At 69.3% G+C, this 26,908-nt stretch carries 27 protein-coding genes; 17 read left to right on the forward strand and 10 right to left on the reverse strand.

Features of this window, described 5'->3' with window-relative positions; genetic code table 11:
- The first annotated feature begins 284 nt into the window (after window positions 1-284).
- The 4 genes from FBY21_RS12960 to FBY21_RS12975 all read left to right on the forward strand — a co-directional run bounded on the left by FBY21_RS12960 (window position 285) and on the right by FBY21_RS12975 (window position 5,506).
- Window positions 285-1,220, forward strand: coding sequence for a rhodanese-related sulfurtransferase (locus tag FBY21_RS12960; RefSeq protein WP_044413306.1), 936 nt, complete (start codon window positions 285-287; stop codon window positions 1,218-1,220).
- Between the two features lie 19 nt (window positions 1,221-1,239).
- Window positions 1,240-1,878 (forward strand): DsbA family protein, encoded by a 639-nt coding sequence (locus FBY21_RS12965; RefSeq protein WP_142011480.1) that lies wholly within the window; start codon window positions 1,240-1,242, stop codon window positions 1,876-1,878.
- Window positions 1,871-3,649, forward strand: a complete 1,779-nt coding sequence (locus FBY21_RS12970) for an ABC transporter ATP-binding protein (protein ID WP_074969200.1) — start codon at window positions 1,871-1,873, stop codon at window positions 3,647-3,649. The genes FBY21_RS12965 and FBY21_RS12970 overlap by 8 nt, the downstream gene beginning before the upstream one ends.
- Window positions 3,650-4,096: 447 nt before the next feature.
- Entirely contained in the window at window positions 4,097-5,506 is a 1,410-nt protein-coding gene (locus FBY21_RS12975; RefSeq protein WP_142011482.1) for an amino acid permease, read from the forward strand.
- 39 nt (window positions 5,507-5,545) lie between these two features.
- On the opposite strand, the gene FBY21_RS12980 is transcribed toward FBY21_RS12975, so the two are convergent.
- Both FBY21_RS12980 and FBY21_RS12985 read right to left on the reverse strand, forming a co-directional pair.
- Window positions 5,546-6,226 (reverse strand): NUDIX hydrolase, encoded by a 681-nt coding sequence (locus FBY21_RS12980; protein ID WP_142011484.1) that lies wholly within the window; start codon window positions 6,224-6,226, stop codon window positions 5,546-5,548.
- A complete protein-coding gene (locus FBY21_RS12985) occupies window positions 6,223-6,828 on the reverse strand; it encodes an adenylyltransferase/cytidyltransferase family protein (protein ID WP_394354023.1) in 606 nt (201 codons plus the stop codon). Before FBY21_RS12985 ends, FBY21_RS12980 begins: the two co-directional genes overlap by 4 nt.
- Before the next feature lie 45 nt (window positions 6,829-6,873).
- On the opposite strand from FBY21_RS12985, the gene FBY21_RS12990 reads away from it, so the two are divergent.
- From FBY21_RS12990 to nadE, 3 genes are read left to right on the forward strand one after another with little or no spacing between them, the layout of a single operon-like run.
- Window positions 6,874-7,563, forward strand: coding sequence for a nicotinamidase (locus tag FBY21_RS12990; protein ID WP_373466867.1), 690 nt, complete (start codon window positions 6,874-6,876; stop codon window positions 7,561-7,563).
- Between the two features lie 2 nt (window positions 7,564-7,565).
- Window positions 7,566-8,768, forward strand: a complete 1,203-nt coding sequence (gene pncB / locus FBY21_RS12995; protein ID WP_074969206.1) for a nicotinate phosphoribosyltransferase — start codon at window positions 7,566-7,568, stop codon at window positions 8,766-8,768.
- Window positions 8,769-8,779: 11 nt separating this feature from the next.
- Complete coding sequence (gene nadE / locus FBY21_RS13000) at window positions 8,780-9,607, forward strand: ammonia-dependent NAD(+) synthetase (protein WP_074969208.1); 828 nt, start codon at window positions 8,780-8,782, stop codon at window positions 9,605-9,607.
- An 86-nt stretch (window positions 9,608-9,693) separates the two neighbouring features.
- Here nadE and FBY21_RS13005 read toward each other — a convergent pair whose 3' ends face one another.
- From FBY21_RS13005 to dcd, 5 genes are all read right to left on the reverse strand, one after another.
- Window positions 9,694-9,918 carry a hypothetical protein gene (locus FBY21_RS13005; RefSeq protein ID WP_142011487.1) on the reverse strand — a complete coding sequence of 75 codons (225 nt, stop codon included), beginning with the start codon at window positions 9,916-9,918 and terminating at the stop codon, window positions 9,694-9,696.
- A complete protein-coding gene (locus FBY21_RS13010; protein ID WP_142011489.1) occupies window positions 9,915-10,466 on the reverse strand; it encodes a hypothetical protein in 552 nt (183 codons plus the stop codon). Before FBY21_RS13010 ends, FBY21_RS13005 begins: the two co-directional genes overlap by 4 nt.
- A gap of 25 nt (window positions 10,467-10,491) precedes the next feature.
- Window positions 10,492-11,217 (reverse strand): response regulator transcription factor, encoded by a 726-nt coding sequence (locus FBY21_RS13015; protein ID WP_142011491.1) that lies wholly within the window; start codon window positions 11,215-11,217, stop codon window positions 10,492-10,494.
- A gap of 66 nt (window positions 11,218-11,283) precedes the next feature.
- Entirely contained in the window at window positions 11,284-13,995 is a 2,712-nt protein-coding gene (locus FBY21_RS13020; protein WP_142011494.1) for an ATP-binding protein, read from the reverse strand.
- 102 nt (window positions 13,996-14,097) lie between these two features.
- Entirely contained in the window at window positions 14,098-14,664 is a 567-nt protein-coding gene (dcd, locus tag FBY21_RS13025) for a dCTP deaminase (protein WP_044413278.1), read from the reverse strand.
- A 173-nt stretch (window positions 14,665-14,837) separates the two neighbouring features.
- Here dcd and FBY21_RS13030 point away from each other — a divergent pair, with 173 nt between their 5' ends.
- Window positions 14,838-15,590, forward strand: a complete 753-nt coding sequence (locus FBY21_RS13030; RefSeq protein WP_142011496.1) for a glycine-rich domain-containing protein — start codon at window positions 14,838-14,840, stop codon at window positions 15,588-15,590.
- Window positions 15,591-15,765: 175 nt separating this feature from the next.
- On the opposite strand, the gene apbC is transcribed toward FBY21_RS13030, so the two are convergent.
- Window positions 15,766-16,860, reverse strand: coding sequence for an iron-sulfur cluster carrier protein ApbC (gene apbC / locus FBY21_RS13035; protein WP_044413269.1), 1,095 nt, complete (start codon window positions 16,858-16,860; stop codon window positions 15,766-15,768).
- Between the two features lie 146 nt (window positions 16,861-17,006).
- Between apbC and metG the strand changes: the two genes are divergently transcribed.
- The 9 genes from metG to FBY21_RS13080 all read left to right on the forward strand — a co-directional run bounded on the left by metG (window position 17,007) and on the right by FBY21_RS13080 (window position 25,107).
- Window positions 17,007-19,049 carry a methionine--tRNA ligase gene (metG, locus tag FBY21_RS13040; protein WP_142011499.1) on the forward strand — a complete coding sequence of 681 codons (2,043 nt, stop codon included), beginning with the start codon at window positions 17,007-17,009 and terminating at the stop codon, window positions 19,047-19,049.
- Between the two features lie 90 nt (window positions 19,050-19,139).
- Window positions 19,140-19,940 (forward strand): DUF4349 domain-containing protein, encoded by an 801-nt coding sequence (locus FBY21_RS13045; RefSeq protein ID WP_409563817.1) that lies wholly within the window; start codon window positions 19,140-19,142, stop codon window positions 19,938-19,940.
- Between the two features lie 103 nt (window positions 19,941-20,043).
- Complete coding sequence (locus FBY21_RS13050; RefSeq protein WP_142011504.1) at window positions 20,044-20,595, forward strand: Rnf-Nqr domain containing protein; 552 nt, start codon at window positions 20,044-20,046, stop codon at window positions 20,593-20,595.
- On the forward strand, window positions 20,592-21,974 hold the full coding sequence (rsxB, locus tag FBY21_RS13055; RefSeq protein ID WP_142011507.1) for an electron transport complex subunit RsxB: 1,383 nt from the start codon (window positions 20,592-20,594) through the stop codon (window positions 21,972-21,974). The genes FBY21_RS13050 and rsxB overlap by 4 nt, the downstream gene beginning before the upstream one ends.
- Before the next feature lie 7 nt (window positions 21,975-21,981).
- Window positions 21,982-22,986, forward strand: coding sequence for an RnfABCDGE type electron transport complex subunit D (locus FBY21_RS13060; RefSeq protein ID WP_142011509.1), 1,005 nt, complete (start codon window positions 21,982-21,984; stop codon window positions 22,984-22,986).
- The gene (locus tag FBY21_RS13065) at window positions 22,983-23,585 is read left to right on the forward strand and encodes an RnfABCDGE type electron transport complex subunit G (RefSeq protein WP_253543723.1); all 603 of its coding nucleotides are present in this window, start codon (window positions 22,983-22,985) and stop codon (window positions 23,583-23,585) included. The genes FBY21_RS13060 and FBY21_RS13065 overlap by 4 nt, the downstream gene beginning before the upstream one ends.
- A complete protein-coding gene (locus FBY21_RS13070) occupies window positions 23,582-24,133 on the forward strand; it encodes an Rnf-Nqr domain containing protein (protein WP_142011511.1) in 552 nt (183 codons plus the stop codon). Before FBY21_RS13065 ends, FBY21_RS13070 begins: the two co-directional genes overlap by 4 nt.
- A gap of 47 nt (window positions 24,134-24,180) precedes the next feature.
- Window positions 24,181-24,819 carry an endonuclease III gene (gene nth / locus FBY21_RS13075; protein WP_044413251.1) on the forward strand — a complete coding sequence of 213 codons (639 nt, stop codon included), beginning with the start codon at window positions 24,181-24,183 and terminating at the stop codon, window positions 24,817-24,819.
- A 108-nt stretch (window positions 24,820-24,927) separates the two neighbouring features.
- On the forward strand, window positions 24,928-25,107 hold the full coding sequence (locus FBY21_RS13080) for a PA3496 family putative envelope integrity protein (protein WP_044413248.1): 180 nt from the start codon (window positions 24,928-24,930) through the stop codon (window positions 25,105-25,107).
- A gap of 286 nt (window positions 25,108-25,393) precedes the next feature.
- On the opposite strand, the gene FBY21_RS13085 is transcribed toward FBY21_RS13080, so the two are convergent.
- Window positions 25,394-25,603: a cold-shock protein gene (locus tag FBY21_RS13085; protein WP_044413245.1), complete on the reverse strand. Its 210-nt coding sequence runs from the start codon at window positions 25,601-25,603 to the stop codon at window positions 25,394-25,396.
- A gap of 317 nt (window positions 25,604-25,920) precedes the next feature.
- The gene (locus FBY21_RS13090) at window positions 25,921-26,904 is read right to left on the reverse strand and encodes a DUF4340 domain-containing protein (protein ID WP_142011514.1); all 984 of its coding nucleotides are present in this window, start codon (window positions 26,902-26,904) and stop codon (window positions 25,921-25,923) included.
- Window positions 26,905-26,908 lie beyond the last annotated feature (4 nt).

Genomic DNA, 26,908 nt, shown 5'->3' on the forward strand with positions numbered 1-26,908 from the left:
AACGTGTCGGCCCCAAGGGGGTCAGAACAAGGGCATTGTTCATTGCTCCCTGTGGCGCCCTCGTGGCGCCTGCTTTTTTTGGGGTGCCTTGCTGGGGCGCTACAGCTTGGCTTCACCCTTCTTCCGTACATGCAGGCAACAAGCCCCACCCGACGACTGAGACATTCCCCCACATCCGTGACCCAGCGGTTTTTGATAGACTCCGCCCCCAGCGCCGGCCCAGCCGGCGCTGTCGTTTCTGTCACCCGGTCCGCCCTTTGCGTGGGCGACCACTGGAGGTTTTCATGTCCCGCATCGTTGTCGCGGCGCTCTACAAGTTCGTATCCCTGAAAGACTACGTCGCCCTGCGCGAGCCCCTGCTCAAGACCATGACCGAGCACGGCATCAAGGGCACCCTGCTGCTCGCCGAGGAAGGCATCAACGGCACCGTGTCCGGCACCCGCGAGGGCATCGACGCCCTGCTGGCCTGGCTCAAGGTCGACCCGCGCTTCGTCGACCTGGACCACAAGGAGTCCTACTGCGACGAGCAGCCCTTCTACCGCACCAAGGTCAAGCTGAAGAAAGAGATCGTCACCCTCGGCGTGCCGGGCGTGGACCCGAACCAGCAGGTGGGCACCTACGTCGAGCCGCAGGACTGGAACGCCCTGATCAGCGACCCCGAGGTGCTGCTGATCGACACCCGCAACGACTACGAAGTGGCCATCGGCACCTTCGAAGGCGCGGTGGACCCTAAGACCAAGTCCTTCCGCGAGTTCCCCGAGTACATCAAGGCCCACTACGACCCGGCGGTGCACAAGAAGGTGGCGATGTTCTGCACCGGCGGCATCCGTTGCGAGAAGGCCTCCAGCTACATGCTCAACCAGGGCTTCGAAGAGGTCTTCCACCTCAAGGGCGGCATCCTCAAGTACCTGGAGGACGTGCCCCAGGAGCAGAGCCTGTGGCGCGGCGACTGCTTCGTCTTCGACAACCGCGTGACCGTGCGCCACGACCTCAGCGAAGGCGACTACGACCAGTGCCACGCCTGCCGCAACCCGATCTCGGTGGAAGACCGCCAGTCCCCGCACTACGCCCCCGGCATCAGCTGCCCCCACTGCTGGGACAGCCTCTCGGAGAAGACCCGCGCCAGCGCCCGCGAACGGCAGAAGCAGATCGAGCTGGCCAAGCAGCGCAACCAGCCCCACCCCATCGGCCGCGACCCGCGGCAGAATCCGGAACACTGACCGACGACGAGGGATCGCCATGGCCAACGCACGCCTGCTCTACGTGATGGACCCCATGTGCTCCTGGTGCTGGGGGTTCGCCCCGGTGGCCGGAGCACTGATCGAGCAGGCGCGTGACGCCGGCGTGCCGCTGCGCCTGGTGGTCGGCGGCCTGCGCACCGGCCAGGGCGCGGCGCTGGAGCCGACCACGCGGCGCTACATCCTCGAACACTGGCACGCCGTCGAGCAGGCCACCGGCCAGCCGTTCCGCTTCGACGGCGCGCTGCCCGACGGCTTCGTCTACGACACCGAGCCGGCGTGCCGGGCCCTGGTGGCCGCGCGCGGGCTCGACGAGGACGCCACCTGGGCGCTGGCCCGCAGCATCCAGCACGCCTTCTATGCACAAGGCCAGGACGTGACCCAGGCCCAGCAACTGGTGGCCCTGGCCGAGACCGCCGGCATCCCGCGCATCGAGTTCGCCGAGGCCTTCGATGACCCGGCCACCCGCCAGGCCACCGCCGAGGACTTCACCTGGGTGCAGGACCTGGGCATCGCCGGCTTCCCCACCCTGCTGGCCGAACGCGATGGCCAGCTGGCCCTGCTGACCAACGGCTACCAGCCGCTGAGTGACCTGCAACCACTGCTGGGCCGCTGGCTGGAGCGCATCGCCCATGGTTGACCAGCTGAGCTGGGCGGAGATCCGCCGCCTCGCCCTGCGCCACCGCAAGGCCCTCTGGCTGGCCAACGGCGTGGCCATCCTCGCCGCGCTCTGCGCCGTGCCGATCCCGCTGCTGCTGCCGCTGCTGGTGGACGAAGTGCTGCTGGGCAAGGGCGACGCCGCCCTGCGCTTCATGGACGGCTTCCTGCCGGATGCCTGGCAGGGGCCGGTGGGCTACATCGGCCTGATGCTGGCCGTCACCCTGGTGCTGCGCAGCTGCGCCCTGGTGTTCAACGTGCTGCAGGCGCGCCTGTTCGCCCGCCTCTCCAAGGACGTGGTGTACCGCCTGCGGGTGCGCCTGATCGAACGCCTCAAGCGCATCTCCCTCGGCGAGTACGAAAGCCTCGGCGGCGGCACCGTCTCGGCCCACCTGGTGACCGACCTGGACACCCTGGACAAGTTCATCGGCGAGACCCTCAGCCGCTTCCTGGTGGCCATGCTCAGCCTGGTGGGCACCGCCGGCATCCTGATGTGGATGCACTGGAAGCTGGCGCTGCTGATCCTGCTGTTCAACCCGCTGGTGATCTACGCCACGGTGCAGCTGGGCAAGCGCGTGAAGCACCTGAAGAAGCTGGAGAACGACAGCACCGCCCGCTTCACCCAGGCCCTGACCGAGACCCTGGAGGCCATCCAGGAGATCCGCGCCGGCAACCGCCAGGGCTTCTTCCTCGGCCGCCTCGGCGAACGGGCGCGGGAGGTGCGCGACTACGCCGTGGCCTCGCAATGGAAGAGCGACGCCGCCGGGCGCACCAGCGGCCTGCTGTTCCAGTTCGGCATCGACGTGTTCCGTGGCGCGGCGATGCTCACCGTGCTGTTCTCCGACCTGTCCATCGGCCAGATGCTGGCGGTGTTCAGCTACCTCTGGTTCATGATCGGCCCGGTGGAGCAGTTGCTCGGCCTGCAGTACGCCTTCTACGCCGCCGGCGGCGCACTGAGCCGCCTCAACGAGCTGCTGGCACGGGCCGACGAGCCGCAGTACCCGCCGCGCATCGACCCCTTCGCCGAGCACCGCACCGTGGGCGTCGAGGTGCGCGGCCTGCGCTTCGCCTACGGCGAGGAGCCGGTGCTGGACGGCCTCGACCTGACCATCGCCCCCGGCGAGAAGGTCGCCATCGTCGGCGCCAGCGGTGGTGGCAAGAGCACCCTGGTGCAGCTGTTGCTGGGCCTCTACACGCCCCAGGCCGGCAGCATCCGCTTCGGCGGCGCCAGCCTGGAGGAGATCGGCCTGGAGCGGGTACGCGAACACGTCGCGGTGGTGCTGCAGCACCCGGCGCTGTTCAACGACAGCGTGCGCGCCAACCTGACCATGGGCCGCGAGCGCAGCGACGAGGCCTGCTGGCAGGCCCTGGAGATCGCCCAGCTGGCCGAGACCATCCGCGCCCTGCCCAAAGGCCTGGACAGCATCGTCGGGCGCTCCGGCGTGCGCCTGTCCGGCGGCCAGCGCCAGCGCCTGGCCATCGCCCGGATGGTGCTGGCCGAGCCGAAGGTGGTGATCCTCGACGAGGCCACCTCGGCCCTGGACGCGGCCACCGAGTACGCCCTGCACCAGGCCCTGGCGCGCTTCCTCGCCGGCCGTACCACCCTGGTCATCGCCCATCGCCTGTCGGCGGTGAAGCAGGCCGACCGGGTATTGGTGTTCGACGGCGGGCGCATCGCCGAGGACGGCGACCACCAGCGCCTGATCGACCACGGCGGCCTCTACGCCCGCCTCTACGGCCACCTGCAGCACTGAGCCGCCCCCTGCGTCACGTCGGCGCACCAGCCTGTCAAGCAAACGTTACGCCCGCACCCGGCATTGCCTGGGCGCAGGGCGGTGCTGTCAGGAAAAGCTGCCGCGCCCAGCGCCGGCCAGCACAGTTCCGGTGCGCGACTGTGCCTTGTTTCGCGCCGGTGCGGCGGGGTCAGATGGCCGCGCTCGACCGACAAGAACAACAACCGGAGGTCACCGTGACCCCAGCCTTGCTGCCCGGCGCCCGCGTGCGCCTCCCCGCCCTCGCCCTGCCCGCCTGTGACCCGGTGGTGCCGGCGCGCATCCTCCCACCTGCGCCTGTACAATCGCGGCCCCCACTCGGGGACGTGCCCATGCACGGCCACTAAAGGTCAACCGCCTTGCCCACGCCGCCGCGCCACAAGCGCAGCGGGTTCGATTTCCGTCACGACAACAAGAAAAGGTGACGCCATGCACGACGCGCAACACACCGGTACGCTCAAGCGCGGCCTGAAGAACCGCCACATCCAGCTCATCGCCCTCGGTGGCGCCATCGGCACCGGCCTGTTCCTCGGTTCCGCCGGGGTGCTCAAGTCCGCCGGGCCGTCGATGATCCTCGGCTACGCCATCTGCGGTTTCATCGCCTTCCTGATCATGCGCCAGCTCGGCGAGATGATCGTCGACGAGCCGGTCGCCGGCTCCTTCAGCCACTTCGCGCACCAGTACTGGGGCGGCTTCGCCGGCTTCCTCTCGGGCTGGAACTGCTGGGTGCTGTACATCCTGGTGGGCATGTCCGAACTCACGGCGGTGGGCAAGTACATCCACTTCTGGTGGCCCGACGTGCCCACCTGGGCCACGGCCGCAGCCTTCTTCGTGCTGGTCAACGCCATCAACCTGGCCAACGTGAAGCTGTTCGGCGAGGCCGAGTTCTGGTTCGCCATGATCAAGGTGGTGGCCATCGTCGGCATGATCATCCTCGGCTGCTGGCTGCTGTTCAGCGGCAATGGCGGCGAGCAGGCCAGCGTCACCAACCTCTGGGCCCACGGCGGCTTCTTCCCCAACGGCATCAGCGGGCTGGTGATGGCCATGGCCTTCATCATGTTCTCGTTCGGCGGGCTGGAGATGCTCGGCTTCACCGCCGCCGAGGCGGAGAAACCCAGCCAGGTGATCCCCAAGGCGATCAACCAGGTGATCTGGCGCATCCTGATCTTCTACGTCGGCGCCCTGGTGGTGCTGCTCGCCCTCAGCCCCTGGGATGCCCTGCTGGCCAGCATCAGCAGCGCCGGCGATCCGTACAGCGGCAGCCCCTTCGTGAAGATCTTCGCGCTGATCGGCAGCGACACCGCCGCCCACCTGCTGAACTTCGTGGTGCTGACCGCCGCACTGTCGGTCTACAACAGCGGCACCTACTGCAACGGCCGCATGCTGGTGGGCCTGGCCGAACAGGGCGACGCCCCCCGCGCTCTGGCCCGTGTGGACAAGCGCGGCGTGCCGGTGCCGGCACTGGTGGTGTCGGCCCTGGTAACCGGGCTGGCGGTGCTGGTGAACTACGTGCTGCCGCACAACGCCCTGGAACTGCTGATGTCCCTGGTGGTGGCCACCCTGGTGATCAACTGGGCGATGATCAGCTACGCCCACCTCAAGTTCCGCCAGCACAAGGACCGCGAGGGCGTACGCACCGCCTTCCGTGCCTTCTGGTCGCCCTTCGGCAACTGGCTGTGCCTGGCCTTCGTGGCGTTCATCCTCGGGGTGATGCTGCTGACCCCCGGCATCAACGTCTCGGTCTATGCCATCCCCGTGTGGCTGCTGGTGATGGGCGGCTGCTACCGCCTCAAGCTCAGCCGCGCCGCCCAGGCCCGCAACGCGCTGGCCGCCGGCTGACGCCACGCCCCCTGCCCGGCCGGGCAGGGGGCACATTCCTCAGGACAGAACGCTGCGGTCGAAGGTGAACAGCCCACCCGCGCCGGGTCGGTGCTCCAGCACCTTCTGCGGGCGGCCCATCCTCGGGTGATTCTGCTCGCCGGTGTCGACGATCCAGCCCTGCCCCTTCATCTTCTCCAGCCGCCCGCGCAGGGTGGTGTGCTGCACCGGCTGGCCGAGGCAGGCCTGGAAGGCGCCGAGGGCTTCGGTGACGGTGAAGCGCGGCGCCAGCAGGTGCAGCGGCAGCGAGGTGTAGACCGACTTGCTCGACAACCGCTCGCGGGCCTGGGTCACCAGCTGGTCGTGGTCGAAGGGCAGGCCCGCCAGCCCCGCCAGGGGGGCGAAGCGCAGGTCGTCGGCGGTCACTTCGGTGTCCGGCGCCAGGAGCGCCAGGTAGAAGGTGGACAGAGACCAGCCCCGGGGGTCGCGCCGGGAGTTGCCCACCGTGGCCACCTGTTCCAGGTGCTGCGGCTCGACCCGCGCCTTGCCGCCCAGGGCTCGCTTGGCGGCGGCGTCGAGGTCGTCGTCGGCGCAACGGCCGTTGACCAGCACACCGGGCAGCGCCCATTCCCCTTCGAAGGGCCCCTGGGCCCGGCGGATCAGCAGCACGTCAAGGCCTTGGGCCGGATCGAGGCGCAGTGCGACGATGTCGACGCTGGCCAGTACCTGTGCGGAACTCATTGCATCTCCCTATAGACAGCTAGATCACCGGCCACTTCCGGCAGGCACCAGGTGGCCGGCAGTGGTCGTCCTTCCCGCAGGTGCAGGCGAATGGCGGAACTGTGCAGCACCCGCGTCTCCTTCGCCACCAGCAGGCCGAAATCCCGGCGCAACTCGGCGCCGCGGTGGAAGCCCGGCAGGTGTTCGAGGTTGTCCTCGCCGATCACCAGCGCCATGGCCTCCGGCGCCACGCCATGGGCCTCGGCCAAGGCGTGCATGAGGTCGTAGCTGTACACCGCCCCCTGCCCCGGCGACAGGCAGGCCTCGATGGGCTCGCACAGCACCCGCTGCGGGTCGATGCGCTGGGCCAGGCGCTCCAGCCAGGCGCAGCGCAGGGCGAAGTCCACCATGCGCTTGCCGTGGGCGTGGCGGTGGCTGGGCACCAGCAGCACCCGGTCGGCCACCGCCAAGGCACGGCGGACCACCGTCTCGTGCCCCGGGTGCGGCGGGTCGAAGGCGCCGCCGTAGACCGCCAGGCGAAAACGCAGGGTGCCGGCCCGTTGGCTGCCGGCAGCGTAGGCGGCCAGGCTTGCCGAGGGATTCGAATGCGGATGGCTGCTCACTTTTCCACTCCTTCCTGAAAAACGCTTGACGACATATTACATGAGATGGAATATGTAGCCAGCCGTCACCGAGAAAGGAACGCAGCCATGAAGATCGCCAGCTTCGATGTCGACGCCCAGAAGGGCTTCACCCCGCTCTGCCCGGACGAACTGCCGGTGCCCGGCGGCGACGAGATCGCGGCGCACCTGAACCTGCTGGCCCGCCGCGCCACCCTGCGCATCGGCAGCAAGGACGCCCACAGCCCCAGCGCCCCCTGGGTGGTGGGCAGCCACGCGGAGATGCTCGCACCGCTGCCCCTGGCCAATGCCGACATCACCTGGGTCAGCCACTGCGTGCCCGGCACCGCCGGCTTCGAGCTGCTGGACGAACTGCCCCGCCCGCTGGAGTACGACTACTTCGTGTGGAAGGGCGTGGAGCCCGACCTGCACCCCTACGGCGCCTGCTACCACGACCTGGCGGAACGCCGCAGCACCGGGGTGATCGAATTCCTCCGGCAGAACGCGGTCAGCCATGTGCTGGTCGGCGGCCTGGCGCTGGACTACTGCGTGAAAACCACCGCCCTGCAACTGCGCCGCGCCGGCTTTGAGGTTATCGTCTACCTCCCCGCCTGCCGTGCCATTGCCGAGGCCACCGCCGAGACTGCTCGGCTCGAGATGAACGCAGCGGGCATCGTCCTGTGCGCCGGCGAAGCCGAGCTGGATGCCCTGCTCAACCGCACCACCTGGGAGTGCTGAAGATGGCCGAGAGCGTGTTTTCCGACCGCATCGTGCAGAACCTGCTGGACACCGATTTCTACAAGCTGACGATGATGCAGGCGGTCCTGCACAACTACCCCAACGCCGAGGTGGAATGGGAGTTCCGCTGCCGCAACGCCGAGGACCTGACGCCCTACCTGGCGGAGATCCGCTACCAGATCGAGCGCCTGGCCGAGATCAGCGTCACCGCTGACCAACTGGCCTTCCTCGAACGCATCCCCTTCATCAAGCCGGACTTCATCCGCTTCCTCAGCCTGTTCCGCTTCAACATGCGCTACGTCCAGGCCGGGGTCGAAGACGGCCAGCTGTGCATCCGCCTGCGCGGCCCCTGGCTGCACGTGATCCTCTTCGAGATCCCGCTGCTGGCCATCGTCAGCGAGGTGCGCAACCGCTACCGCTACCGCGAGGTGGTGATCGAGCAGGCCAGCGAGCGCCTCTACGAGAAGCTCGACTGGCTCAAGCGCGAGGCCAGCCCGAGCGAGCTGGAGGGCTTCCAGGTGGCCGACTTCGGCACCCGCCGGCGCTTCTCCTACCGGGTGCAGGAGGAGATGGTGCACATCCTCAAGCGCGACTTCCCCGGGCGCTTCGTCGGCACCAGCAACGTGCACCTGGCCCGCGAGTTCGGCATCAAGCCCATCGGCACCATGGCCCACGAGTGGCTGATGGCCCACCAGCAGCTCGGCCCGCGCCTGATCGACAGCCAGATCGCCGCGCTGGACTGCTGGGTCCGCGAGTACCGGGGCCTGCTCGGCATTGCGCTGACCGACTGCATCACCACCGATGCCTTCCTGCGGGACTTCGACCTGTACTTCGCCAAGCTCTTCGACGGCCTGCGGCACGACTCCGGGGACCCACTGGAGTGGGCCGAAAAATGCATCCGCCACTACGAGAAGCTCGGTATAGACCCGCTCTCCAAGACCCTCGTATTCTCCGACGGTCTCGACCTGCCCAAGGCGCTGGAGCTGTACCGCGCCCTGCATGAGCGCATCCATGTCAGCTTCGGCATCGGCACGCGGCTGACCTGCGACATCCCCGGGGTCGAACCGATGAACATCGTCATCAAGATGACCGCCTGCAACGGCCAGCCGGTGGCGAAGCTCTCCGACACGCCGGGCAAGACCCAGTGCCGCGACGAGAACTTCGTGACCTACCTGAAACATGTATTCCGCGTGGACGCACGCTGAGGAGACACCCCATGAGCAACCGCCAGCAAGAAATCGCCCAAGCCCTCGCCGTGGTCCCGCCCTTCGCCGACCAGGCCGCCCTGGTGGCGGAAGTCGAGCGGCGCAAGGCCTTCATCAAGGACTGCCTGCGCACCTCCGGTCTCAAGGTGCTGGTGCTGGGCATCAGCGGCGGCGTCGACTCCACCACCGCCGGCCGCCTGGCGCAGCTCTCGGTGGAAGAGCTGCGCGCCGAGACCGGCGATGACGGTTACCGCTTCATCGCGGTGCGCCTGCCCTACAACGTGCAGCACGACGAAGCCGACGCCCAGGTGGCGATGAACTTCATCCGCGCCGACGAGGAAGAAACCGTCAACATCGCCGACAGCGTGGTCGGCCTGGCCGAGCAGGTCACCCACCTCAACCACCTGACCGACGCCCGCCGCGACTTCGTCACCGGCAACATCAAGGCGCGCATCCGCATGGTGGCGCAGTTCGCCATCGCCAACGCCAACAACGGCCTGGTGATCGGCACCGACCACGCCGCCGAAGCGGTGATGGGCTTCTTCACCAAGTTCGGCGACGGCGCCTGCGACCTCGCCCCGCTCTCCGGCCTGGTGAAAGGCCAGGTGCGTGCCATCGCCGCCTACCTGGGGGCGCCGAACAGCGCCGTGAACAAGGTGCCGACCGCCGACCTGGAAGAGCTGCGTCCCGGCAAGCCGGACGAGGAAGCCCACGGCGTGAGCTACACCGAGATCGACGCCTTCCTGCACGGCCAGCCGGTCAGCCAGGCGGCCTATGACGCCATCGTCCGCACCTACGACAACACCCGTCACAAGCGCGAGTTGCCGCTGGCGCCCTGAAGCCCTGAAGCCCTGAAGCATCAGCGCTTAATGCAAAACGCCCGGCAATGCCGGGCGTTCTGCTGTCTGGGTTCAGCCGACTGAGTTCAGGCGACTGGGTCGGGCGGCGGTTCGTCCGGCAGGGTCGGCTCGCCCGGCTCGCGGGACGGGGTGGGTTCACCCGGCTCGCCGGGGTCGCCAGGCACGTGCTGGGCGAAGAAGGGCCAGGGCCGGGTGGCCGGGAGTTCGTGTACGGCGATGGGCATGGCGAGGTTCTCCACGGAGGGGCTGTCCTTGTGGGACGCCACGCAGCCCGTGGGATTCCGGGTCATTCGTCGCCGGGGGCGTCGTAGGTCACGGTGAGGGACGTGACCACCTGGCGATCCGGCCCTTCCAAGCCGTAGTTCCCGGACTGCCCATAGCCCAGCCAGAGGGTGCTGCCGCCACGCTGGCGCACGTCCGAATACTCGTCGCCATCACCTTCCAGCCCCTGCATCAGGGTGAGGGCCCGCTCCCGGTCCATGCCGAGGGCCAGTTGCTTGTCCACCACGAAGTCCCAGGTCGCCGCGCCGGGCGCCACCCGCTGCAGCCAGCCCAGGCCGAGCTCGTCGGTGAAGCGGTCGAGGCGCCAGCAGCGCACCTCGGCCAGGCGCCCGTCCTGGAACACCAGCAGCAGGCTGTTGCCGTAGAGCAGACCCTGGCTGTTGCCGCTCATGGGCAGCCGGACAGTGGGCTCGCCCAGGGCCTCGACGAAGCGCTCCGGCGAGGCATCCGCGGGCAGGCCGAACACCTCGCGATCACCGATTACCGAGAGGGTCCGGGCGTGGGCCAGGGGCAGGGACAGGCACAAGGCAAGGCCAAGGGCGAAGAGGCGTTTCATCGGTGAAGCTCCCGGGTCCGTGGGTTCAGGGGGTGGCCAGGCTGGCCTCGTCCTCGGCGGCCAGGCGGTAGCCCTTGCCGTAGACGGTCTGGATCAGTTGCGGGCGGTTGGCGTTGACCTCCAGCTTGCGGCGCAGGCGCACGATCAGGGCGTCCACGGTACGGGCGTCGACTTCCTCGTCGTCGTCCTGGCCCCGGCGCAGGCACTGCATGAGGTCGTGGCGGTTGACCGCGCTGCCCCGGCGCTCGATGAGGCCGATCAGCAGGGCGAACTCGCCAGGGGTGAGCACCACGTCCTGGCCGGCGGCGTCGCTGATACGGCGGCGCAGCAGGTCGACGCGGAAGCGCCCGAGGCGTACGGAGAAGTCGGCCTCGCGCTCACCCTGGCCACAGCGGCGCAGCAGGCTGCGCACCTGGGCGAGGAGGATGCGCAGGTTCAGCGGCTTGGTCAGGTAGCCGTCGGCACCGGCCTCCAGGCCCACCACGCGGTCGTAGTCTTCGTCCCGCACGGTGACCAGGATGATGCCGAGCTGCGGCTGGCTGCGGCGCAGCTGGGCGGTGATGGTCAGGCCGTCCAGGTCGGGCAGGCCGATGTCCAGCAGCACCAGGGCCGGGCGCAGTTGCTGGACCAGCTCCAGGCAGGCCCGCCCGGAGTCGGTGGCGTGCACCTCGAACCCGGCTTCGCGCAGGTACAGCACCAGCATCTCGCGGATTTCCGGCGCGTCTTCGACCACCAGCAGCTTGTCGACCATCCACAGCCCCTCTTCGTCAGGCGGCGGATTCTGGCGCAAACCCAAGGCGCGTTGCCACCACCTGGGTCAAGGGATTGCGCGACCCGCTTCACGCTGCAGGCGTTCCCTGAGCAGCAGCAGGTGGCGCTCCAGGATCGCCAGCAGCTCGGGCACCTGCTCCGGCCGTTCGGTGCGCTCGGCGGCCTGGGCCAGGCTGTCCAGCCCGAAGTTCAGGGTGCTGCCGCGCAGGCGGTGGCACAGGGCGCTCAGCTCCAGGCGGGCCGCCTCGGGGGCCTCGGGCAGGTGCGCCAGGGCGTCGCGCACCTCCTCCAGGGAGGCCACCAGGGTGGGCAGCAGGCGGTCGAACAGGGCGTGGCCGAGCCAACCGCGCAGTGCCTCCAGGCGCGCCTCGGAGAACTCCTCGGCCTGGGTGGTCGGGGCTTCGCCGGGGATGTCCCAGTCCTCCAGCACGGCCAGCAGGGCCTCGCGCCGCAGGGGCTTGCCGAGCACCGCGCGCAAGCCGGCCTCGCGCCACTGGCGCGGGTCCAGGTCCCGCGCGTTGGCGGTCAGGGCCGCCAGCAGGGGCGGTGTCGAGCGGGCCTGCTGGAGGATCAGCCGGCTGGCGGTGAGGCCGTCGATGTCCGGCAGGCGCAGGTCCATCAGCACCAGGTCGAAGGTGCCCGTGGCGCAGGCCTCGACGCCCTCGCGGCCATCCCGGGCGGTGCTCACCTGGCAGCCCCAGCGCTCCAGCAGTTCGGCGGTCACCAGGCGGTTCACCTCCACGTCTTCCACCAGCAGCACCCGCAGGCCCTGCAGCAGCGCGGCGGCTTCGTCTTCCTCCTCGGCTGCCGGGGCTTCGGCCGGCTGCCAGGGCAGCCAGAGGTCGATGCGCGTACCCTGGCCGGGGGCGCTGTCCAGCGCCAGGCGGGCGCCCATCAGCGCGGCCAGGCGGGCGCTGATGTAGAGCCCCAGGCCGATGCCGGGCTGGCCCGCTTCGGGGTCGCGGACGAAGGCCTCGAACAGGGTCGGCTGCAGTTCGTGGCGGATGCCGGGGCCGGTGTCGGCCACCCGCAGGGCCAGGCCCTGGCTGCTGCGTTCGAGGATCACCAGCACCTGGCCCTGGTCGGTGAACTTGAGGGCGTTGCCCAGCAGGTTGTAGAGCACCTGGCGCAACGGCTGGGGGTGCCCCAGCACGTAGGCGGGCAGGTCGTCGGCACAGCGGGTGAGCAGGCGCAGGCCGCGAGCCTCGGCCTGGGGTCGGAAGATGGCGGCGCACTCCTCCACCAGGCGCTCCGGGGAGAACACCTGGGCCGGCGGCAGTTCGAGCTTCTCGGCGCGGGATAGCAGCATCAGCCCATCGAGCACGTCGGTGAGGCTCTGGGCGGCGACGCGGACGGTGTCCAGGCGATGGCGCTGCTGCTCGTCCAGGCCGTCGCCCTGCAGCAGGTGCAGGTGCCCCTGGATGGCCACCAGCGGGGTGCGCAGCTCGTGGCTGAGCATGGCCTGGCGCTCCAGGGACTGCTGGGCCTCGTGCAGGGCCTGGTCGCGGGCCACCGCCAAGGCCTGGGTGCGTTCCTCCACGCGGGCTTCCAGGGAGGCGTTGAGGCGCTGCAGGTCCCGGCTCAGCTGCTTGCTGCGCTGCAGGGCGTCGATCACCCGGCTGCCCACCACCACGCCGTGGGAGAGCATGAAGAAGAGGATGCCCAGCGGGATCAGGTTCAGGGTCGGCACGCTGAGGGAATAGAGCAGCAGGTCGTTGACGATGGTGACGTCCATCACCAGCATCCCGCCCAGCGCCACCAGGGCCCCGGGCCGCCGACGCCGCACGGCCAGCACCAGGGCGCCGAGGAAGTACAGCTCGCAGAGCAGCAGCCAGATGGCGCAGGGGTCCCGCGTCAGGGTGAAGAAGGCCGGCGGTGTCCCCAGGGTGACCAGCGCACCCAGCACGCCCACCGCGACCAGCACGCGCTGCACCCGCCGCGACAGTTCGTCGGGGAACAGACGCAGCAGCAACACGCCGTAGACCGGGGAGAACAGGTGCCCGGAGAGGTATTCGATGCGGTAGATCCACACCGACGGCCATTGCAGGTAGTGGTCCAGCAGCTCGCCGCTGGACGCCGCGCGCAACCCGGCCAGCACCAGCAACACGGCGAACGGCAGGCCACCGAGCGCCCGCGCCGCGCTGCGGTCCATCAGGGCCATGAACAGCGCCATCATCAGCGCACCGCCCAGGGTCAGCAGGTACAGGGCGCGCTGGCGGCTGGCATCCAGCGCCAGGCCGGCCAGGGTGCCGGCGCGCACCTCCATGTCGATGCCGCCTTCATGGTGGAAGTGGTTGGACAGCTCGATCCGCACCGTCACCCGCCGGGCATCGTCGGGCAGCGGCACGATGGCCGACTGCAGGCGCTGCACCTCGTGCTCGGCATCCCCCGGCTGGCCGCGCTCGAAGGCCAGCTCGCCGTCGATCCAGACCCGCGCTGCGGACTTGAAGTCGTCGAAGTACAGCGCCAGGGGTTCCGGATAATCGGGCAGCAGCAGCTCGCTGGTCAGCTCGATGCGCCCGAAGCCCACCTCGCCCCAGGGCTTGCGGGTGCCGTCCTTCCAGGTGAAGGGCAGCGGCACCTCCTGCTCTGCCCGTGCCGGCTCCAGCCAGGTCAGCCGCCAGGTGCCGTCGAGCACGTGCAGGGCGCCCTGTGCCGGGTCCCAGGCCCGCAGGTCGTTCAGCGGTTCGGCCTGGGCGGCCCAGGCCGGCAGCCACAGCGACAGGCAGAGGAACAGGTACAGGCGCAATCGGGACACGGGAAACCCTCGGCGGGCGGCTGGCTTCAAGGAAAGGCGCTGGCGGGGCGCCACTCACGAAAAAGCCGGGCAATGCCCGGCTTTTCCGACAGAAGGTGTGGGTCAGGCTTTCGGCAATGTCACGCCGACCTGGCCCTGGTACTTGCCGCCCCGGTCCTTGTAGGACACCTCGCAGGCCTCGTCCGATTGCAGGAAGAGCATCTGCGCCACGCCTTCGTTGGCGTAGATCTTCGCCGGCAGGTTGGTGGTGTTGGAGAACTCCAGGGTCACGTGGCCCTCCCACTCCGGCTCCAGCGGGGTGACGTTGACGATGATGCCGCAGCGGGCATAGGTGCTCTTGCCCAGGCAGATGGTCAGCACGTCGCGGGGGATGCGGAAGTACTCGACGGTACGGGCCAGGGCGAAGGAGTTCGGCGGGATGATGCAGACGTCGCTGTTGATGTCGACGAAGCTCTTCTCGTCGAAGTTCTTCGGGTCCACCACGGCCGAGTGGATGTTGGTGAAGACCTTGAACTCGGCAGCGCAACGCACGTCGTAGCCGTAGCTGGACACCCCGTAGGAGATCACCCGGCTGTCGTCCGCGCCGCGCACCTGGCGCTCGACGAAGGGCTCGATCATGCCGTGTTCCAGTGCCATGCGGCGAATCCACTTGTCCGATTTGATGCTCATGGCGGGTGTTCCTGTGAGGCGAAATTTGACCGCGAATCTTACCGGTCGCGCACGTTCCGGGCAAAGGGCAGCGCCAGGTTCCGTGGCCTGCCGCCCAGCGGCAGCGCGAGGGGCTTGAAGCGTCCGGGCCGCCTGGGACACTGTGGACCGCCCTCGTGGAGAAAGGACCCACCATGACCATCTGGATCATCATCCCCGGCCTGTGCGCGGCCGCCTTCGGCTTCACCCTGTGGAAGCGTCGCCGTATCGCCGCCCGGGAACGCCTGATCCGAGCGTTCCGCCCGCCGCCGCGTCTGCTCGACGAGCTGCGCAAACGCCACCCGCAGCTGAGCCTGGAGGACTGCATGCTGGTCTGCGCCGGGCTGCGGCAGTTCTTCCTCTGCTACCTGAAGAGCGGCTTCGGCTACGTGTCCATGCCCTCCCAGGTGGTGGACGACCTGTGGCATGCGCTGATCCTCGACACCCGCGAATACCGGCGCTTCTGCCAGCGCGCCTTCGGCCGCTTCCTCCACCACCGCCCGGCCTGGGCGCTGTCCGGCAAGGCCCGGCAGGCCGACGCCGGCCTGCGGCGCTGCTGGTGGTACGCCTGCGAGCAGGAGCGCATCGATCCGCACACGCCAGGCCGCGTGCCGCTGCTGTTCGACCTGGACCGGCGCCTGGGCATCGCCGGCGGCTTCCTCTATGTGGCTGATTGCCGGGGCGTGCGCCGCGACGACCGGGGCGACTCGGGCAGCACCGTCATCTACTGCGGTGGCGACTTCGTCGGCAGCGACAGCAGCTACGACTCCAGCGACTTCGGCGATGGCCGTGGCGTGAGCGACATCTCATCGGGCAGCGGCGACAGCTGGGGCGGGGACTCCGGCGGTGGAGACAGCGGCGGCGACTCCGGCGGATGCGGTGGCGGGTGCGGCGGTGGCGGGGACTGAGCGCCGTGTGAGGCGGTCGACTGACCGCCGTTCACGCCCCCGCTGGAGCACCTGGACGGTAGGCCGGGAACTCACCCGCGAGGAACTGCTGGCCCGGCAGTTCCCCACGGAGGGCGGCACGCTGCTGGCGATCTAGCGGACCCGGAGGCCCTCAAGCGCGCAGCGGCGCCCTCGGTCAATCGTCGCTGATGGTGATGCTCGGCATCGCCGTGGCACCCAGGCCGGCCTGGGCGATGCGCGCGCCGACGGTGCGGGCCATCTGCTGGTAGATCATGGCGATCTGGCTTTCGGGGTCGGCCACGGTGGTGGGCTTTCCGCCGTCGGACTGCATGCGGATGGCCATGGACAGCGGCAGCGAGGCCAGCAGGTCGACGCCGTACTGGGCCGCCAGCTTCTCGCCACCGCCTTCGCCGAACAGGTGCTCGGCATGGCCACAGTTGGAGCAGATGTGCACGGCCATGTTCTCCACCACGCCCAGCACCGGGATGTTGACCTTGCGGAACATCTCCACGCCCTTCTTGGCGTCCAGCAGGGCCAGGTCCTGCGGGGTGGTGACGATCACGCTGCCGGCCACCGGCACCTTCTGCGCCAGGGTCAGCTGGATGTCGCCGGTGCCCGGGGGCATGTCCACCACCAGGTAGTCGAGGTCGTCCCAGGCGGTCTGGGTGATCAGCTGGATCAGCGCGCCGGAGACCATCGGCCCGCGCCACACCACCGGGGTGTTGTCGTCGGTGAGGAAGGCCATGGACATGACCTGCACGCCGTGGGCCTCCAGCGGCACGAAGAACTTCTGGTCGCGCACCTGCGGGCGGGTGCCCTCGGGGATGCCGAACATGATGCCCTGGCTGGGGCCGTAGATGTCCGCATCGAGGATGCCGACGCGGGCGCCTTCGCGGGCCAGGGCCAGGGCCAGGTTGGCGGCGGTGGTGGACTTGCCGACGCCGCCCTTGCCGGAGGCGACGGCGATGATGTTCTTCACGTTGGCCAGGGCCGGGACCTGCTCCTGGGCCTTGTGCGGCTGGATCACGCAGTCCACGCGGACCTCGGCGCGGTCGACGCCGTCGAGGTTCTCCAGGGCCATCTGCAGGGTCTGCGCCCAGCCACTCCTGAACAGCCCGGCCGCGTAGCCCAGCTCCAGGCGCACGCTGACCTTGCCGCCCTGGATGTCGACATCACGCAGGCAACCCGCGCTGACCGGGTCCTGGTTGAGGTGGGGATCGGTGAACTGGCGCAGGGTCGCTTCGACCTGGGCGCGGGAAACGGTGCTCATGGCGGGACTCCAGATAAAGACCGAGCAAAACTGGCGGGTATCCTACCCGAGCCCTCCCGCCACCGGGCCCTCCGGGCGTGAAAAAAAGCCGGCGACTCTTTATAGTTGCCGACTTCCCTTCGTTCCGTATCCGGTAGCCCAGCACCATGACCGAGCCCCGCAAGATCCTTGTGACAAGCGCCCTCCCCTATGCCAACGGTTCCATCCACCTGGGGCATATGGTCGAGTACATCCAGACCGACATCTGGGTGCGCTTCCAGAAGATGCGCGGCAACCAGGCCATCTACGTCTGCGCCGACGACGCCCACGGCTCGGCCATCATGCTGCGCGCCGAGAAGGAGGGCATCACCTCCGAGCAGCTGATCGACAACGTGCGCGCCGAGCACACCACCGACTTCGCCGACTTCCTGGTGGACTTCGACAACTACCACTCCACCCACTCGCCGGAGAACCAGGCGCTGTCGAGCCTGATCTACACCCGCCTGCGCGACGCCGGCCACATCGCCACCCGCCCGGTGACCCAGTACTTCGACCCGGACAAGCAGATGTTCCTGGCCGACCGCTTCATCAAGGGCACCTGCCCGAAATGCGCGGCCGAGGACCAGTACGGCGACAACTGCGAAGTGTGCGGCGCCACCTACGCCCCCACCGAGCTGAAGAACCCCAAGTCGGCCATCTCCGGCGCCACCCCGGTGCTCAAGGAGTCGCTGCACTACTTCTTCAAGCTGCCGGACTTCGACGCCATGCTGAAGCAGTGGACCCGCAGCGGCGCCCTGCAGGAGTCGGTGGCCAACAAGATCGCCGAATGGCTGGACGCCGGCCTGCAGCAGTGGGACATCAGCCGTGATGCGCCCTACTTCGGCTTCGAGATCCCCGACGCGCCGGGCAAGTACTTCTACGTCTGGCTGGATGCCCCCATCGGCTACATGGCCAGCTTCCAGAACCTCTGCGCGCGCCGTCCGGAGCTGGACTTCGACGCCTACTGGGCCAAGGACTCCAGCGCCGAGCTGTACCACTTCATCGGCAAGGACATCGTCAACTTCCACGCCCTGTTCTGGCCCGCCATGCTCGAAGGCGCCGGCTTCCGCAAGCCCACCGCGCTGAACGTGCACGGCTACCTGACCGTCAACGGCCAGAAGATGTCCAAGTCCCGCGGCACCTTCATCAAGGCCCGCACCTACCTGGACCACCTGGACCCGGAATACCTGCGCTACTACTACGCCTCCAAGCTCAGCCGCAGCGTCGACGACCTCGACCTGAACCTGGAGGACTTCGTGCAGAAGGTGAACTCCGACCTGGTGGGCAAGGTGGTCAACATCGCCAGCCGCTGCGCCGGTTTCATCCACAAGGGCAACGGCGGCCGCCTGGTGGCCGAGAATGCCGCGCCGGAGCTGTTCGCCGAGTTCGCCAGCGCCGCACCGAGCATCGCCGAGGCCTATGAGAACCGCGACTTCGCCCGTGCCATGCGCGAGATCATGGCGCTGGCCGACCGCGCCAACGCCTGGATCGCCGACAAGGCGCCCTGGGCCCTGAACAAGCAGGACGGCAAGCAGGCCGAGGTGCAGGCCATCTGCGCCGCCGGCGTGAACCTGTTCCGCCAGCTGGTGATCTTCCTCAAGCCGGTGCTGCCGAACCTGGCCGCCGCCGCCGAGCAGTTCCTCAACGTCGCCCCGCTGAGCTGGAACGACCACCAGGTGCTGCTGGCCGACCACGACCTGAACCCCTTCAACCCGCTGATGACCCGGATCGACCCCGTGAAGATCGACGCCATGATCGCTGCCTCCAAGGAAGACCTCGCTGCCCAGAACGCCGCCCCGGCCCCCGCCGGCAACGGCGAGCTGACCAAGGAGCCGCTGGCTCCGGAAATCGCCTTCGACGCCTTCGCCGCCGTGGACCTGCGCATCGCCCTGATCGAGAAGGCCGAGTTCGTCGAGGGTGCCGACAAGCTGCTGCGCCTGACCCTGGACATCGGCGACGCCAAGCGCAACGTGTTCTCCGGCATCAAGAGCGCCTACCCGGACCCGAGCAAGCTGGAAGGCCGCCTGACCCTGTACGTGGCCAACCTGGCTGCGCGCAAGATGAAGTTCGGCGTCTCCGAAGGCATGGTCCTGGCGGCCGGCCCCGGCGGCGAGGAGATCTACCTGCTCAGCCCCGACAGCGGCGCCAAGCCGGGCCAGCGCGTCAAGTAAGCCGCACCGCCCTCGCGAAGCGCCTGCCCGGACACCGGCCAGGCGCTTCGTCGTTTCAGCCCCACGAACACCCTGCAAGGAACGCCCATGATCAAGCACTGGACCCTCCCCTTCCTGCTGGCCCTCACCGCCCTGGCCGGTTGCTCCCCGTCGGACCGCGAGGCGAGCGGCGGTGCCGCCCTCCAGGGCGAAGCCTCCAAGCCCGGCGCCTTCCTCGCCTACGAGCACCAGGTCTCCATCCACCTCGCCGCCGAGGCCGTTGCCCCGCGCCTGGCCGCCACCCGCGAAGCCTGCAACGACGGCCGCTTCGGCACCTGCGAGCTGCTGGCCATCGAGCAGAACCAGGGCGGCTACCGCGCCGGCCAGCTGGTGCTGCGCATCGTGCCCGAGGGCGTAGAGAAGATCGTGGCCCTGGCCGCCGAGGGTGGCGAGCTGCAAAGCCGCACCACCCGCGCCGAAGACCTGGCCCAGGCGGTGGGCGACAACGCCCGCACCCACGAGCGCCTGGAGCGCCAGTACAAGACCCTGCAAGCCTTCCAGGAGCGCAAGGACCTGGCCGTCGCCGACCTGCTGGCCCTGGCCCGGGAAATGGCCGAGCTGGAGGTGCAACTGGCCGCCAATGCCCAGGAGTCCGCCCAGCAACAACGGCGCATCGCCACCAACCTGCTGACCCTGGACTTCACCACCGACCAGCAGCGCCCGAGCCGCCTGTCGCGCATCGGCGAGGCTGCCGCCGGCCTGCTGGACAACGCCACCGAAGGCACCGCCCAGGCCCTGGAGATGCTCGGCTACGGCATTCCCTTCGTGGTCATCCTCTTCCCCCTGGCGCTGCTGGTGCGCGGGCTGTGGCGCCGCGCCACAGGCCGCAACAAGGCCACCGCCCAAGCCTGAACAGGGCTGGGACCAGGGTCGCCCCGGGGCGGCCCTGTACCCGCCCGGCGCCATCCCGGATAATACGCGGCCCTTTGTGAACGATCCGGCCCGTCCCGAATCCATGACCGATCTCCTCATCGCGCTGTTGGGCGCCGCCCTGGTCAACAACCTGCTGCTGGCACAGGCAGCGGGTGGCGACGCCCAGCCCCGTCTGCAGGCCCTGGCCCGTGCCGGCGGCCTGATGCTGGCCCTGGGGCTTCCCCTGGCCTGGCTGCTCGACCGTCTTCTGCTGGCGCCCCTGGCCCTCGACCACCTGCGCCCGCTGGTGCTGCTGCCCCTGCTGGCGCCCCTGGCCTGGGCCGCGCTGGCGCTGCTCAAGCACCTGCCCGGCACCGCCGACGTACCGAACGGCCTGCTCCCGCTGCTGCTGGGCAATGGTGCGGTACTCGGTGGCCTGTACCTGGCCGCCAGCAGTGGTTTCGTCCACGCGCTGGGCCTCGGCCTGGCAGGTGGCCTCGGCTTCTGGCTGGCACTGGGGCTGTTCGCCGACCTGATGCAACGGGTCGACGGCGCCGATGTACCCGCGCCCCTGCGCGGCACGCCGATCACCCTGCTCTGCGCCGGCCTCATGGGCGTCGCGCTGATGGGCTTCAACGGCCTGGTGGCGCCATGAGCCAGGCCCTTGTCCAGCGCATCGACGCCCTGCTGCCGCAGACCCAGTGCGGCAAGTGCGGCCACCCCGGCTGCCGCCCCTACGCCGAAGGCATCGCCCGGGGCGAAGCCATCAACAAATGCCCGCCCGGCGGCCAGGTGACCATCATCGCCCTGGCCGACCTGCTGCAGGTGCCGGTCCTGCCGCTGGACGCGCCCAATGGCCCGGTCCCGCCGCAGGTTGCCTTCATCCGCGAGGCCGAGTGCATCGGCTGCACCAAGTGCATCCAGGCTTGCCCGACCGACGCCATCGTCGGGGCCGCGCGGCAGATGCACACGGTCATCCGCGACGAGTGCACCGGCTGCGAACTCTGCGTCGCGCCCTGCCCGGTGGACTGCATCGACATCCTGCCCCTGGCCGAGCCGGACGCCAGCGCCCAGCGCGAGCGGGCCGACCAGTTCCGCCAGCGCTTCGAGCAGCGCAATGCCCGCCTGGCCCGTGACGAAGCCCGCCGCCAGGCCGAGCGCGAGGCTCGCGCACAGCGCCAGGCCCACACCCAGGAAAAGGCCCGCAGCGAAGCCGCCGCCAGCACCGATCCGGTGCAGGCCGCCATCGAACGGGTCAAGGCCCAGAAGGCCGCCGCCGGCACCCTCAGCGACGAACAGAAGCGCCTCAAGGTTGAGGCGGCCATGGCCCGGGTGGCGCTGTCCCGCGCGGAGAAGCAGTACGCCACCTACGGCACCTCCGACCTCGCCGCCCAGGTGGCCGAGCTCAAGGCCGCCAGCGAGCGGGCGGAAGCCGCCCTGGCCCAAGCCAGCGCCGCCCCCGCGCCGGTCACGGACGAAGCGGCGCTGAAGAAGGCCAAGATCGAAGCCGCCATGAGCCGCGCCCAGTTGGCCAAGGCGCAGAAGGCCTATGGCGCCGAACCGGATGCCGGGCAGCAGGCCCAGCTGGCCGCCCTGCAACAGGCGGTGGATGCCGCCGAGGCCACCCTGGCGCGCCTGCAGGCAGCGCAGCCGGCCACGCCGCCCAGCCCGGGCGAGGCCGCGCTCAAGCAGGCCAAGGTCGCCCTGGTGACCCGTCGGGGCGCGTTACGCAGCGCCGAGACCCGCGGCGCGGACGAAGCCGAGCTGGCGCCGCTGCGCCAGGCCCTGGCCGACGCCGAGGCCGCCCTGCATGCCGCCGAGGATGCCTGCGGCAAGGCGCCGCCCGAGCTGCAGCGCATCGACAAGCGCCCGGTGGACCCGGCCCTACGCGCGCTGAAGACCGAGCAGGCCATGGCCCGTGCCGAGGTCAGCCGCCTGGAGCGCCGCCAACCCCGCGACGAGGCTGCCATCGGCCGCGCCCAGGCCCGCCTGGCCGAAGCCGAACGCCGCCTCGGCGAACACCCCGAGGCCTGAGCCGGCCATGGCCAGCGCTCCCGGTTTCGACCCGCGCCCGGCCATGAGCCTGGTGCTGCTGGCGTGCCTGCCGGGCCTGCTGGTCCAGCTCTGGCACTACGGGTTCGGCACCTTGCTGCAACTGGCCCTGGCGATCCCCTGCGCCCTGGCCTGCGAGGCGCTGGTGCGGCGCCTGCGCGGGCAGCACGTCGCCCCGGACGAGGCCCTGTTCGGCCGCCCATGGCTGGCCGAGGGCAGCGCCCTGGTGACGGCCACCCTGCTGGCCCTGGCCCTGCCGCCCTATAGCCCCGCCTGGCTGACCCTGCTGGCCTGTGCGGCGGCCATCCTGCTGGGCAAGTCGGTCTTCGGCGGGTTCGGCCGCAACCCCTTCAACCCCGCCATGCTCGGCTTCGCCCTGGCCCTGCTGGCCTTCCCGGCGCAGATGGCCCAATGGCCCGTTGCCGGCCAACCCCACGGCCTGCTGGCCGCGCTGCAGCAGGTGCTGGGCCTGGGCAGCGGCCTGGTGGACGGCTGGAGCCAGGCCACGGTGCTGGACAGCCTGCGCCACAACGACCGCCTGACCATCGACGAACTGTTCGCCCGCAATGCCGCCTTCGGCCACCTGGGCGGGCGCGGTGCGGAATGGGTCAACCTGGCCTTCCTCGCCGGCGGCCTGTGGCTGCTGCAGCGCCGGGTGATCCGCTGGCACGCCCCGGTGGGGCTGATCGCCGGGCTGTTCGCCGCCAGCCTGCTGGGCTGGAACGGCAGCGGCTCGGACTCCAACGGCTCGCCGCTGCTGCACCTGTTCTCCGGCGCCACCATGCTCGGCGCCTTCTTCATCGTCACCGAGCCGGTCTCCGGCCCCAGTGCCGACCGGGCGCGGCTGGCATTCGGCCTGGGCGTTGGCGTGCTGGTCTACGTGATCCGCACCTGGGGCGGCTATGCCGACGGCATGGCCTTCGCCGTGCTGCTGATGAACCTGGCGGTGCCGGCGCTGGAGCGCTGGGCCCAGCGCGCGAGGCCCTCTCCGTGAACGGGCGCAGCCTCGCGTGCCTGCTGGTGGCCGCCGCCCTGGCGATGGGCCTGCTCACGGCGCTGCACGGCGTACTCGCCCCTCGCCAGCAGGCGGCCGCCAAGGCCTCCGCCGAGCGTGCCCTGCTCGACCTGCTGCCCGCCGGCAGCTATGACAACCACCCCCTGCAGGACGCCGTGCCCCTGACCGGGGCTGACGACCTGGGCAGCCCCTCACCGGCCACCGCCTGGCGCGCGCGCCAGGGCGAGCGCCTGGTGGCCGTGCTGCTGCCGGTACGGGCGCGGGGCTATGAAGGGCCCATCGACCTGTTGCTGGCCATCGCGCCGGATGGCCGGCTGCTGCACAGCAAGGTCCTGGCGCACCGGGAAACACCGGGAATCGGCGATCGCATCGAAGCCTCCCGCAGCCCCTGGCTGGGCAGCCTGGCAGGCCGGAACCTGGCGGAGCAGCCGGGGGAATGGCGGGTCCGCGCGGATGGTGGCGATGTCGACCAGATCGCCGGCGCCACCATCACCTCCCGCGCGGTGGTGGCGGGCGTCCAGGCGGGCCTGCGCTACTTCGACGCCCACCGCGACGCCTTGCTGGGAGCCACGCCATGAGCACGCCTGCACGCACCGCTGCATTGCTCGGCCTGGCACCGCTGCTGGGGGCCAGCGACCTGCTGGTGAAAGCCCTGGGCCTGGCCCTGGTTGCCCTGCCCTTGCTGGCCGGAGTCGGGGCCCTGCTGCCTTGGCTGCATCGCCACCTGGCGGGCCGGGCCTTCTGGCTCGGGACGCTGGTGCTGGCTGGCTGCGGCGTGGCGCTGGCCGACCAGCTCCTGCGGGCCTTCGCCTACGACCTGCACCAGGCCCTGGGCCCCTGGCCGTGGCTGCTGGCCCTGCCGTGCCTGCACCTGGCGCTGGAAGCACCGGGCCGGGCCAGCGACGGCCTCAGGGCAGGCCTGGCGTTCAGCCTGCTGGCCCTGCTGCTCGGCGCGCTGCGCGAGGGCATCGGCCATGCCAGCCTGCTGGCCCACGGTGACTGGCTGGGCCTGGCCGCACTGAGCCTCACGTTCGCCGCCCATGGCGTCCCGCTCTTCGCCTCGACGCCGGGAGGGCTTATCCTGCTCGCCCTGCTGTGGGTGCCGCTGCGTCGCGCCTTGCCCTGAGCGCGGTTCGCGCCCCACCCCGAATCCACCGTGAAAAGCCGAATGCCATGAACGCTGCCAAACGCCTGGAAATCTTCCGTCGCCTGCACGAAGACAACCCCGATCCCAAGACCGAGCTGGCCTACACCACGCCCTTCGAACTGCTGATCGCGGTGATCCTCTCCGCCCAGGCCACCGACGTCAGCGTCAACAAGGCCACCGCCCGGCTGTACCCGGTGGCCAATACCCCCGAAGCCATCCACGCGCTGGGGGTGGAGGGCCTGTCGGAGTACATCAAGACCATCGGCCTGTACAACAGCAAGGCGAAGAACGTCATCGAGACCTGCCGCATCCTCATGGAGAAGCACGGCAGCCAGGTGCCAGACAACCGCGAGGACCTGGAGGCCCTGCCCGGCGTGGGCCGCAAGACGGCGAACGTGGTGCTCAACACCGCCTTCCGCCAGCCGGTGATGGCGGTGGACACCCACATCTTCCGCGTCAGCAACCGCACCGGCATCGCCCCGGGCAAGACCGTGCTGGAGGTGGAGAAGAAGCTGGTGAAGTTCGTGCCGAAGGACTACCTGCTCGACGCCCACCATTGGCTGATCCTCCATGGGCGCTATGTGTGCGTCGCCCGGAAGCCGCGCTGCGGAGCCTGCCGGATCGAGGACTTGTGCGAGTACAAGGCGAAGACTTCGGACGATTGATCGGACCCTGCAAAGTCCTGGTTTTCAATTGAAAAAATCTTTTTTACCGGCCGATTCTTTGTCGCTATAAGGTGCGCCATCACCGCCCCGCATCGTGGAGTGACCTGAATGAGCACTGTCAAAGAAGAGATCGAGATCGAGGAAGACTTCATCGCCGAGGAAGCGGAAGAAGCCGAGGCGCCTGCCGAAGTGGCCAAGACCAACCTGACCAAGCGGCGCATCATCGACAACTACCTCGAAGAGCGTCGCCTGCAGAAGCAGCTGAACGACTACGACTTCGACCTGTGATCGACAGCGCCTGAAAGAGCCCCGCACCTGCGGGGCTTTTTGTTGGCCGTGCACCGCCAGCGGCGCGTTGCAGAGCAGGACGGCTGCAAGGCGCTGAAGAGCAGCAAAAAGGTGCGCAGAGCATTCATGCCGTGCAGCCGGGCGCTGGAGCGGCAGCCCGCAAACGCCTTCGCCAGCGGTCAGCGAGCGGGCGAGAACGGCAGGTCACGAAGGGGCGCCGCAGGACAGCGGCAAGAAGGGGACAAACAAAAGGCCCGTCGCTTGGACGGGCCTTTCGCTTGGAGACTCAGACGCGGGCGACGTCTTCCGCCTGCAGGCCTTTCTGGCCCTGGATCACCGAGAACTCGACCTTCTGGCCTTCGACCAGGGAACGGTGACCTTCGCCGCGGATAGCGCGGTAGTGAACGAATACATCCGGACCGCTTTCACGCTGGATGAATCCATAGCCTTTAGCGTCATTGAACCACTTGACGGTTCCGACCTCACGATCAGCCATTACTACTCTCTCCAAACTCGCAATTTTGTTGTTGGCCCCAATCCTGGGACTTAGACGGGTTGGTAAAGACGTATTTTTCTCGATATCCGACCGCGGTCTGACAAGGCGTGGGCGGGTACTCCGAAAGGCGTTCTTTTAACCACCGCGCCCGGAGTATACGACAGGAAATGCTACAGAAAAGCACTTTTTTCCGGCATGCGGAAAACGCCGTGAGACTAGGTGTTCACGCCCTTTTCCGGGGCTTTCGCGTCACAAAATGGGGCATTTCGGCGAAGGCGCTCCGGGCCCCTGGGCAGGGCCCGGAAACGCCCTGAGGCTCACTTCGCCGAGAGCAGGTCCTCCAGCTTTCGGGCCAGTGCCTGGTACTGGAAGGGCTCGATCAGGTAGGCCCAATCGGTACGCCCCGGTACCTGGTCGTCGAGCTTCTCCTGGCCGGTCAGGCGCAGCCAGTACTGCTCACCCTGCCCCAGCAGTTCGCCGGTGAGGCGGCCGCCGGCGAAGGTCTGCAGTTCGAAGCTGAGCAGCGGCTTGTCCTTGAACTGGATCTGGTCCAGCGGCGCGGCGTCAGCGAACTGCAGGCCGGCGAACACCGCCGCCATGCCGTTGGCCGCCGCCTCGTAGGCCAGCTTGCGACCGGCCGGCAGCTGGCGGACCTTCATGTTCGGCTCGTTCTCGGCGTCACGGTACACCGTCAGTTCCTTGCCCTGGGGGTAGCGGACTTCGACCTGGCGCACGCTGGAGAAGGGAATGGCGGCGATGCGCCGGTCGAGCCAGGCCAGCTCGGTCTCGGGCAGCTCGATGCGCCGGTCGATCAGCCAGCTCTGGTTGTCGCCGGGCAGGCGCACCAGTTGCCCCTTGCCCTGCTGGCCGGGCTTGCCGATCAGCAGGTCCTGCTGCGGCAGGCCGTTCTGCCCGCGCACCACCAGGCGCAGGGCCTGGCCTTCCCCGGGTTTCTCGGCCAGGCCCAGCTGGGCGTGCAGCTCAGGCTTGGCAGTACGCGCCTCGACCCGGCGCGCCTCGCCCAGGGCCCGCAGCAGGTCGGCCACGGCGCGGGCATCGGCCGGGTAGCCGGCCTTGTCCGCCACCACCCAGGTGGAGTCGCGACGCGCCAGGTGCACCGGCGGTTGACCGGGCCGCTGCACCTCGATGGCGTCGATGTCGGCCAGCCGGCCCTGCAGGGCCGGCAGCCAGGCCTGGGCCTGCGCCCCCGGCGTCGGCCCCGCCTGGCGCTGCAGCGCCAGGTAGGTGCCGCCCAGTGCGACGGCCAGGATGAACAGGAAGATGAAAGCCTTGCGTCCCATGTCC

This window comes from Pseudomonas sp. SLBN-26 (assembly GCF_006715895.1).
Taxonomy (GTDB): Bacteria; Pseudomonadota; Gammaproteobacteria; order Pseudomonadales; family Pseudomonadaceae; genus Metapseudomonas; species Metapseudomonas otitidis.

Excerpts from the sequence above, each read along its gene's own strand:
- FBY21_RS12960 (WP_044413306.1), top strand. The coding sequence starts at position 285 with ATGTCCCGCATCGTTGTCGCGGCGCTCTACAAGTTCGTATCCCTGAAA.
- FBY21_RS12965 (WP_142011480.1), top strand. The coding sequence starts at position 1,240 with ATGGCCAACGCACGCCTGCTCTACGTGATGGACCCCATGTGCTCCTGG.
- FBY21_RS12970 (WP_074969200.1), top strand. The coding sequence starts at position 1,871 with ATGGTTGACCAGCTGAGCTGGGCGGAGATCCGCCGCCTCGCCCTGCGC.
- FBY21_RS12975 (WP_142011482.1), top strand. The coding sequence starts at position 4,097 with ATGCACGACGCGCAACACACCGGTACGCTCAAGCGCGGCCTGAAGAAC.
- FBY21_RS12980 (WP_142011484.1), bottom strand. The coding sequence starts at position 6,226 with ATGAGTTCCGCACAGGTACTGGCCAGCGTCGACATCGTCGCACTGCGC.
- FBY21_RS12990 (WP_373466867.1), top strand. The coding sequence starts at position 6,874 with ATGGAATATGTAGCCAGCCGTCACCGAGAAAGGAACGCAGCCATGAAG.
- pncB (WP_074969206.1), top strand. The coding sequence starts at position 7,566 with ATGGCCGAGAGCGTGTTTTCCGACCGCATCGTGCAGAACCTGCTGGAC.
- nadE (WP_074969208.1), top strand. The coding sequence starts at position 8,780 with ATGAGCAACCGCCAGCAAGAAATCGCCCAAGCCCTCGCCGTGGTCCCG.
- FBY21_RS13005 (WP_142011487.1), bottom strand. The coding sequence starts at position 9,918 with ATGACCCGGAATCCCACGGGCTGCGTGGCGTCCCACAAGGACAGCCCC.
- FBY21_RS13010 (WP_142011489.1), bottom strand. The coding sequence starts at position 10,466 with ATGAAACGCCTCTTCGCCCTTGGCCTTGCCTTGTGCCTGTCCCTGCCC.
- FBY21_RS13015 (WP_142011491.1), bottom strand. The coding sequence starts at position 11,217 with ATGGTCGACAAGCTGCTGGTGGTCGAAGACGCGCCGGAAATCCGCGAG.
- dcd (WP_044413278.1), bottom strand. The coding sequence starts at position 14,664 with ATGAGCATCAAATCGGACAAGTGGATTCGCCGCATGGCACTGGAACAC.
- FBY21_RS13030 (WP_142011496.1), top strand. The coding sequence starts at position 14,838 with ATGACCATCTGGATCATCATCCCCGGCCTGTGCGCGGCCGCCTTCGGC.
- apbC (WP_044413269.1), bottom strand. The coding sequence starts at position 16,860 with ATGAGCACCGTTTCCCGCGCCCAGGTCGAAGCGACCCTGCGCCAGTTC.
- metG (WP_142011499.1), top strand. The coding sequence starts at position 17,007 with ATGACCGAGCCCCGCAAGATCCTTGTGACAAGCGCCCTCCCCTATGCC.
- FBY21_RS13050 (WP_142011504.1), top strand. The coding sequence starts at position 20,044 with ATGACCGATCTCCTCATCGCGCTGTTGGGCGCCGCCCTGGTCAACAAC.
- rsxB (WP_142011507.1), top strand. The coding sequence starts at position 20,592 with ATGAGCCAGGCCCTTGTCCAGCGCATCGACGCCCTGCTGCCGCAGACC.
- FBY21_RS13060 (WP_142011509.1), top strand. The coding sequence starts at position 21,982 with ATGGCCAGCGCTCCCGGTTTCGACCCGCGCCCGGCCATGAGCCTGGTG.
- FBY21_RS13070 (WP_142011511.1), top strand. The coding sequence starts at position 23,582 with ATGAGCACGCCTGCACGCACCGCTGCATTGCTCGGCCTGGCACCGCTG.
- nth (WP_044413251.1), top strand. The coding sequence starts at position 24,181 with ATGAACGCTGCCAAACGCCTGGAAATCTTCCGTCGCCTGCACGAAGAC.
- FBY21_RS13080 (WP_044413248.1), top strand. The coding sequence starts at position 24,928 with ATGAGCACTGTCAAAGAAGAGATCGAGATCGAGGAAGACTTCATCGCC.
- FBY21_RS13085 (WP_044413245.1), bottom strand. The coding sequence starts at position 25,603 with ATGGCTGATCGTGAGGTCGGAACCGTCAAGTGGTTCAATGACGCTAAA.
- FBY21_RS13090 (WP_142011514.1), bottom strand. The coding sequence starts at position 26,904 with ATGGGACGCAAGGCTTTCATCTTCCTGTTCATCCTGGCCGTCGCACTG.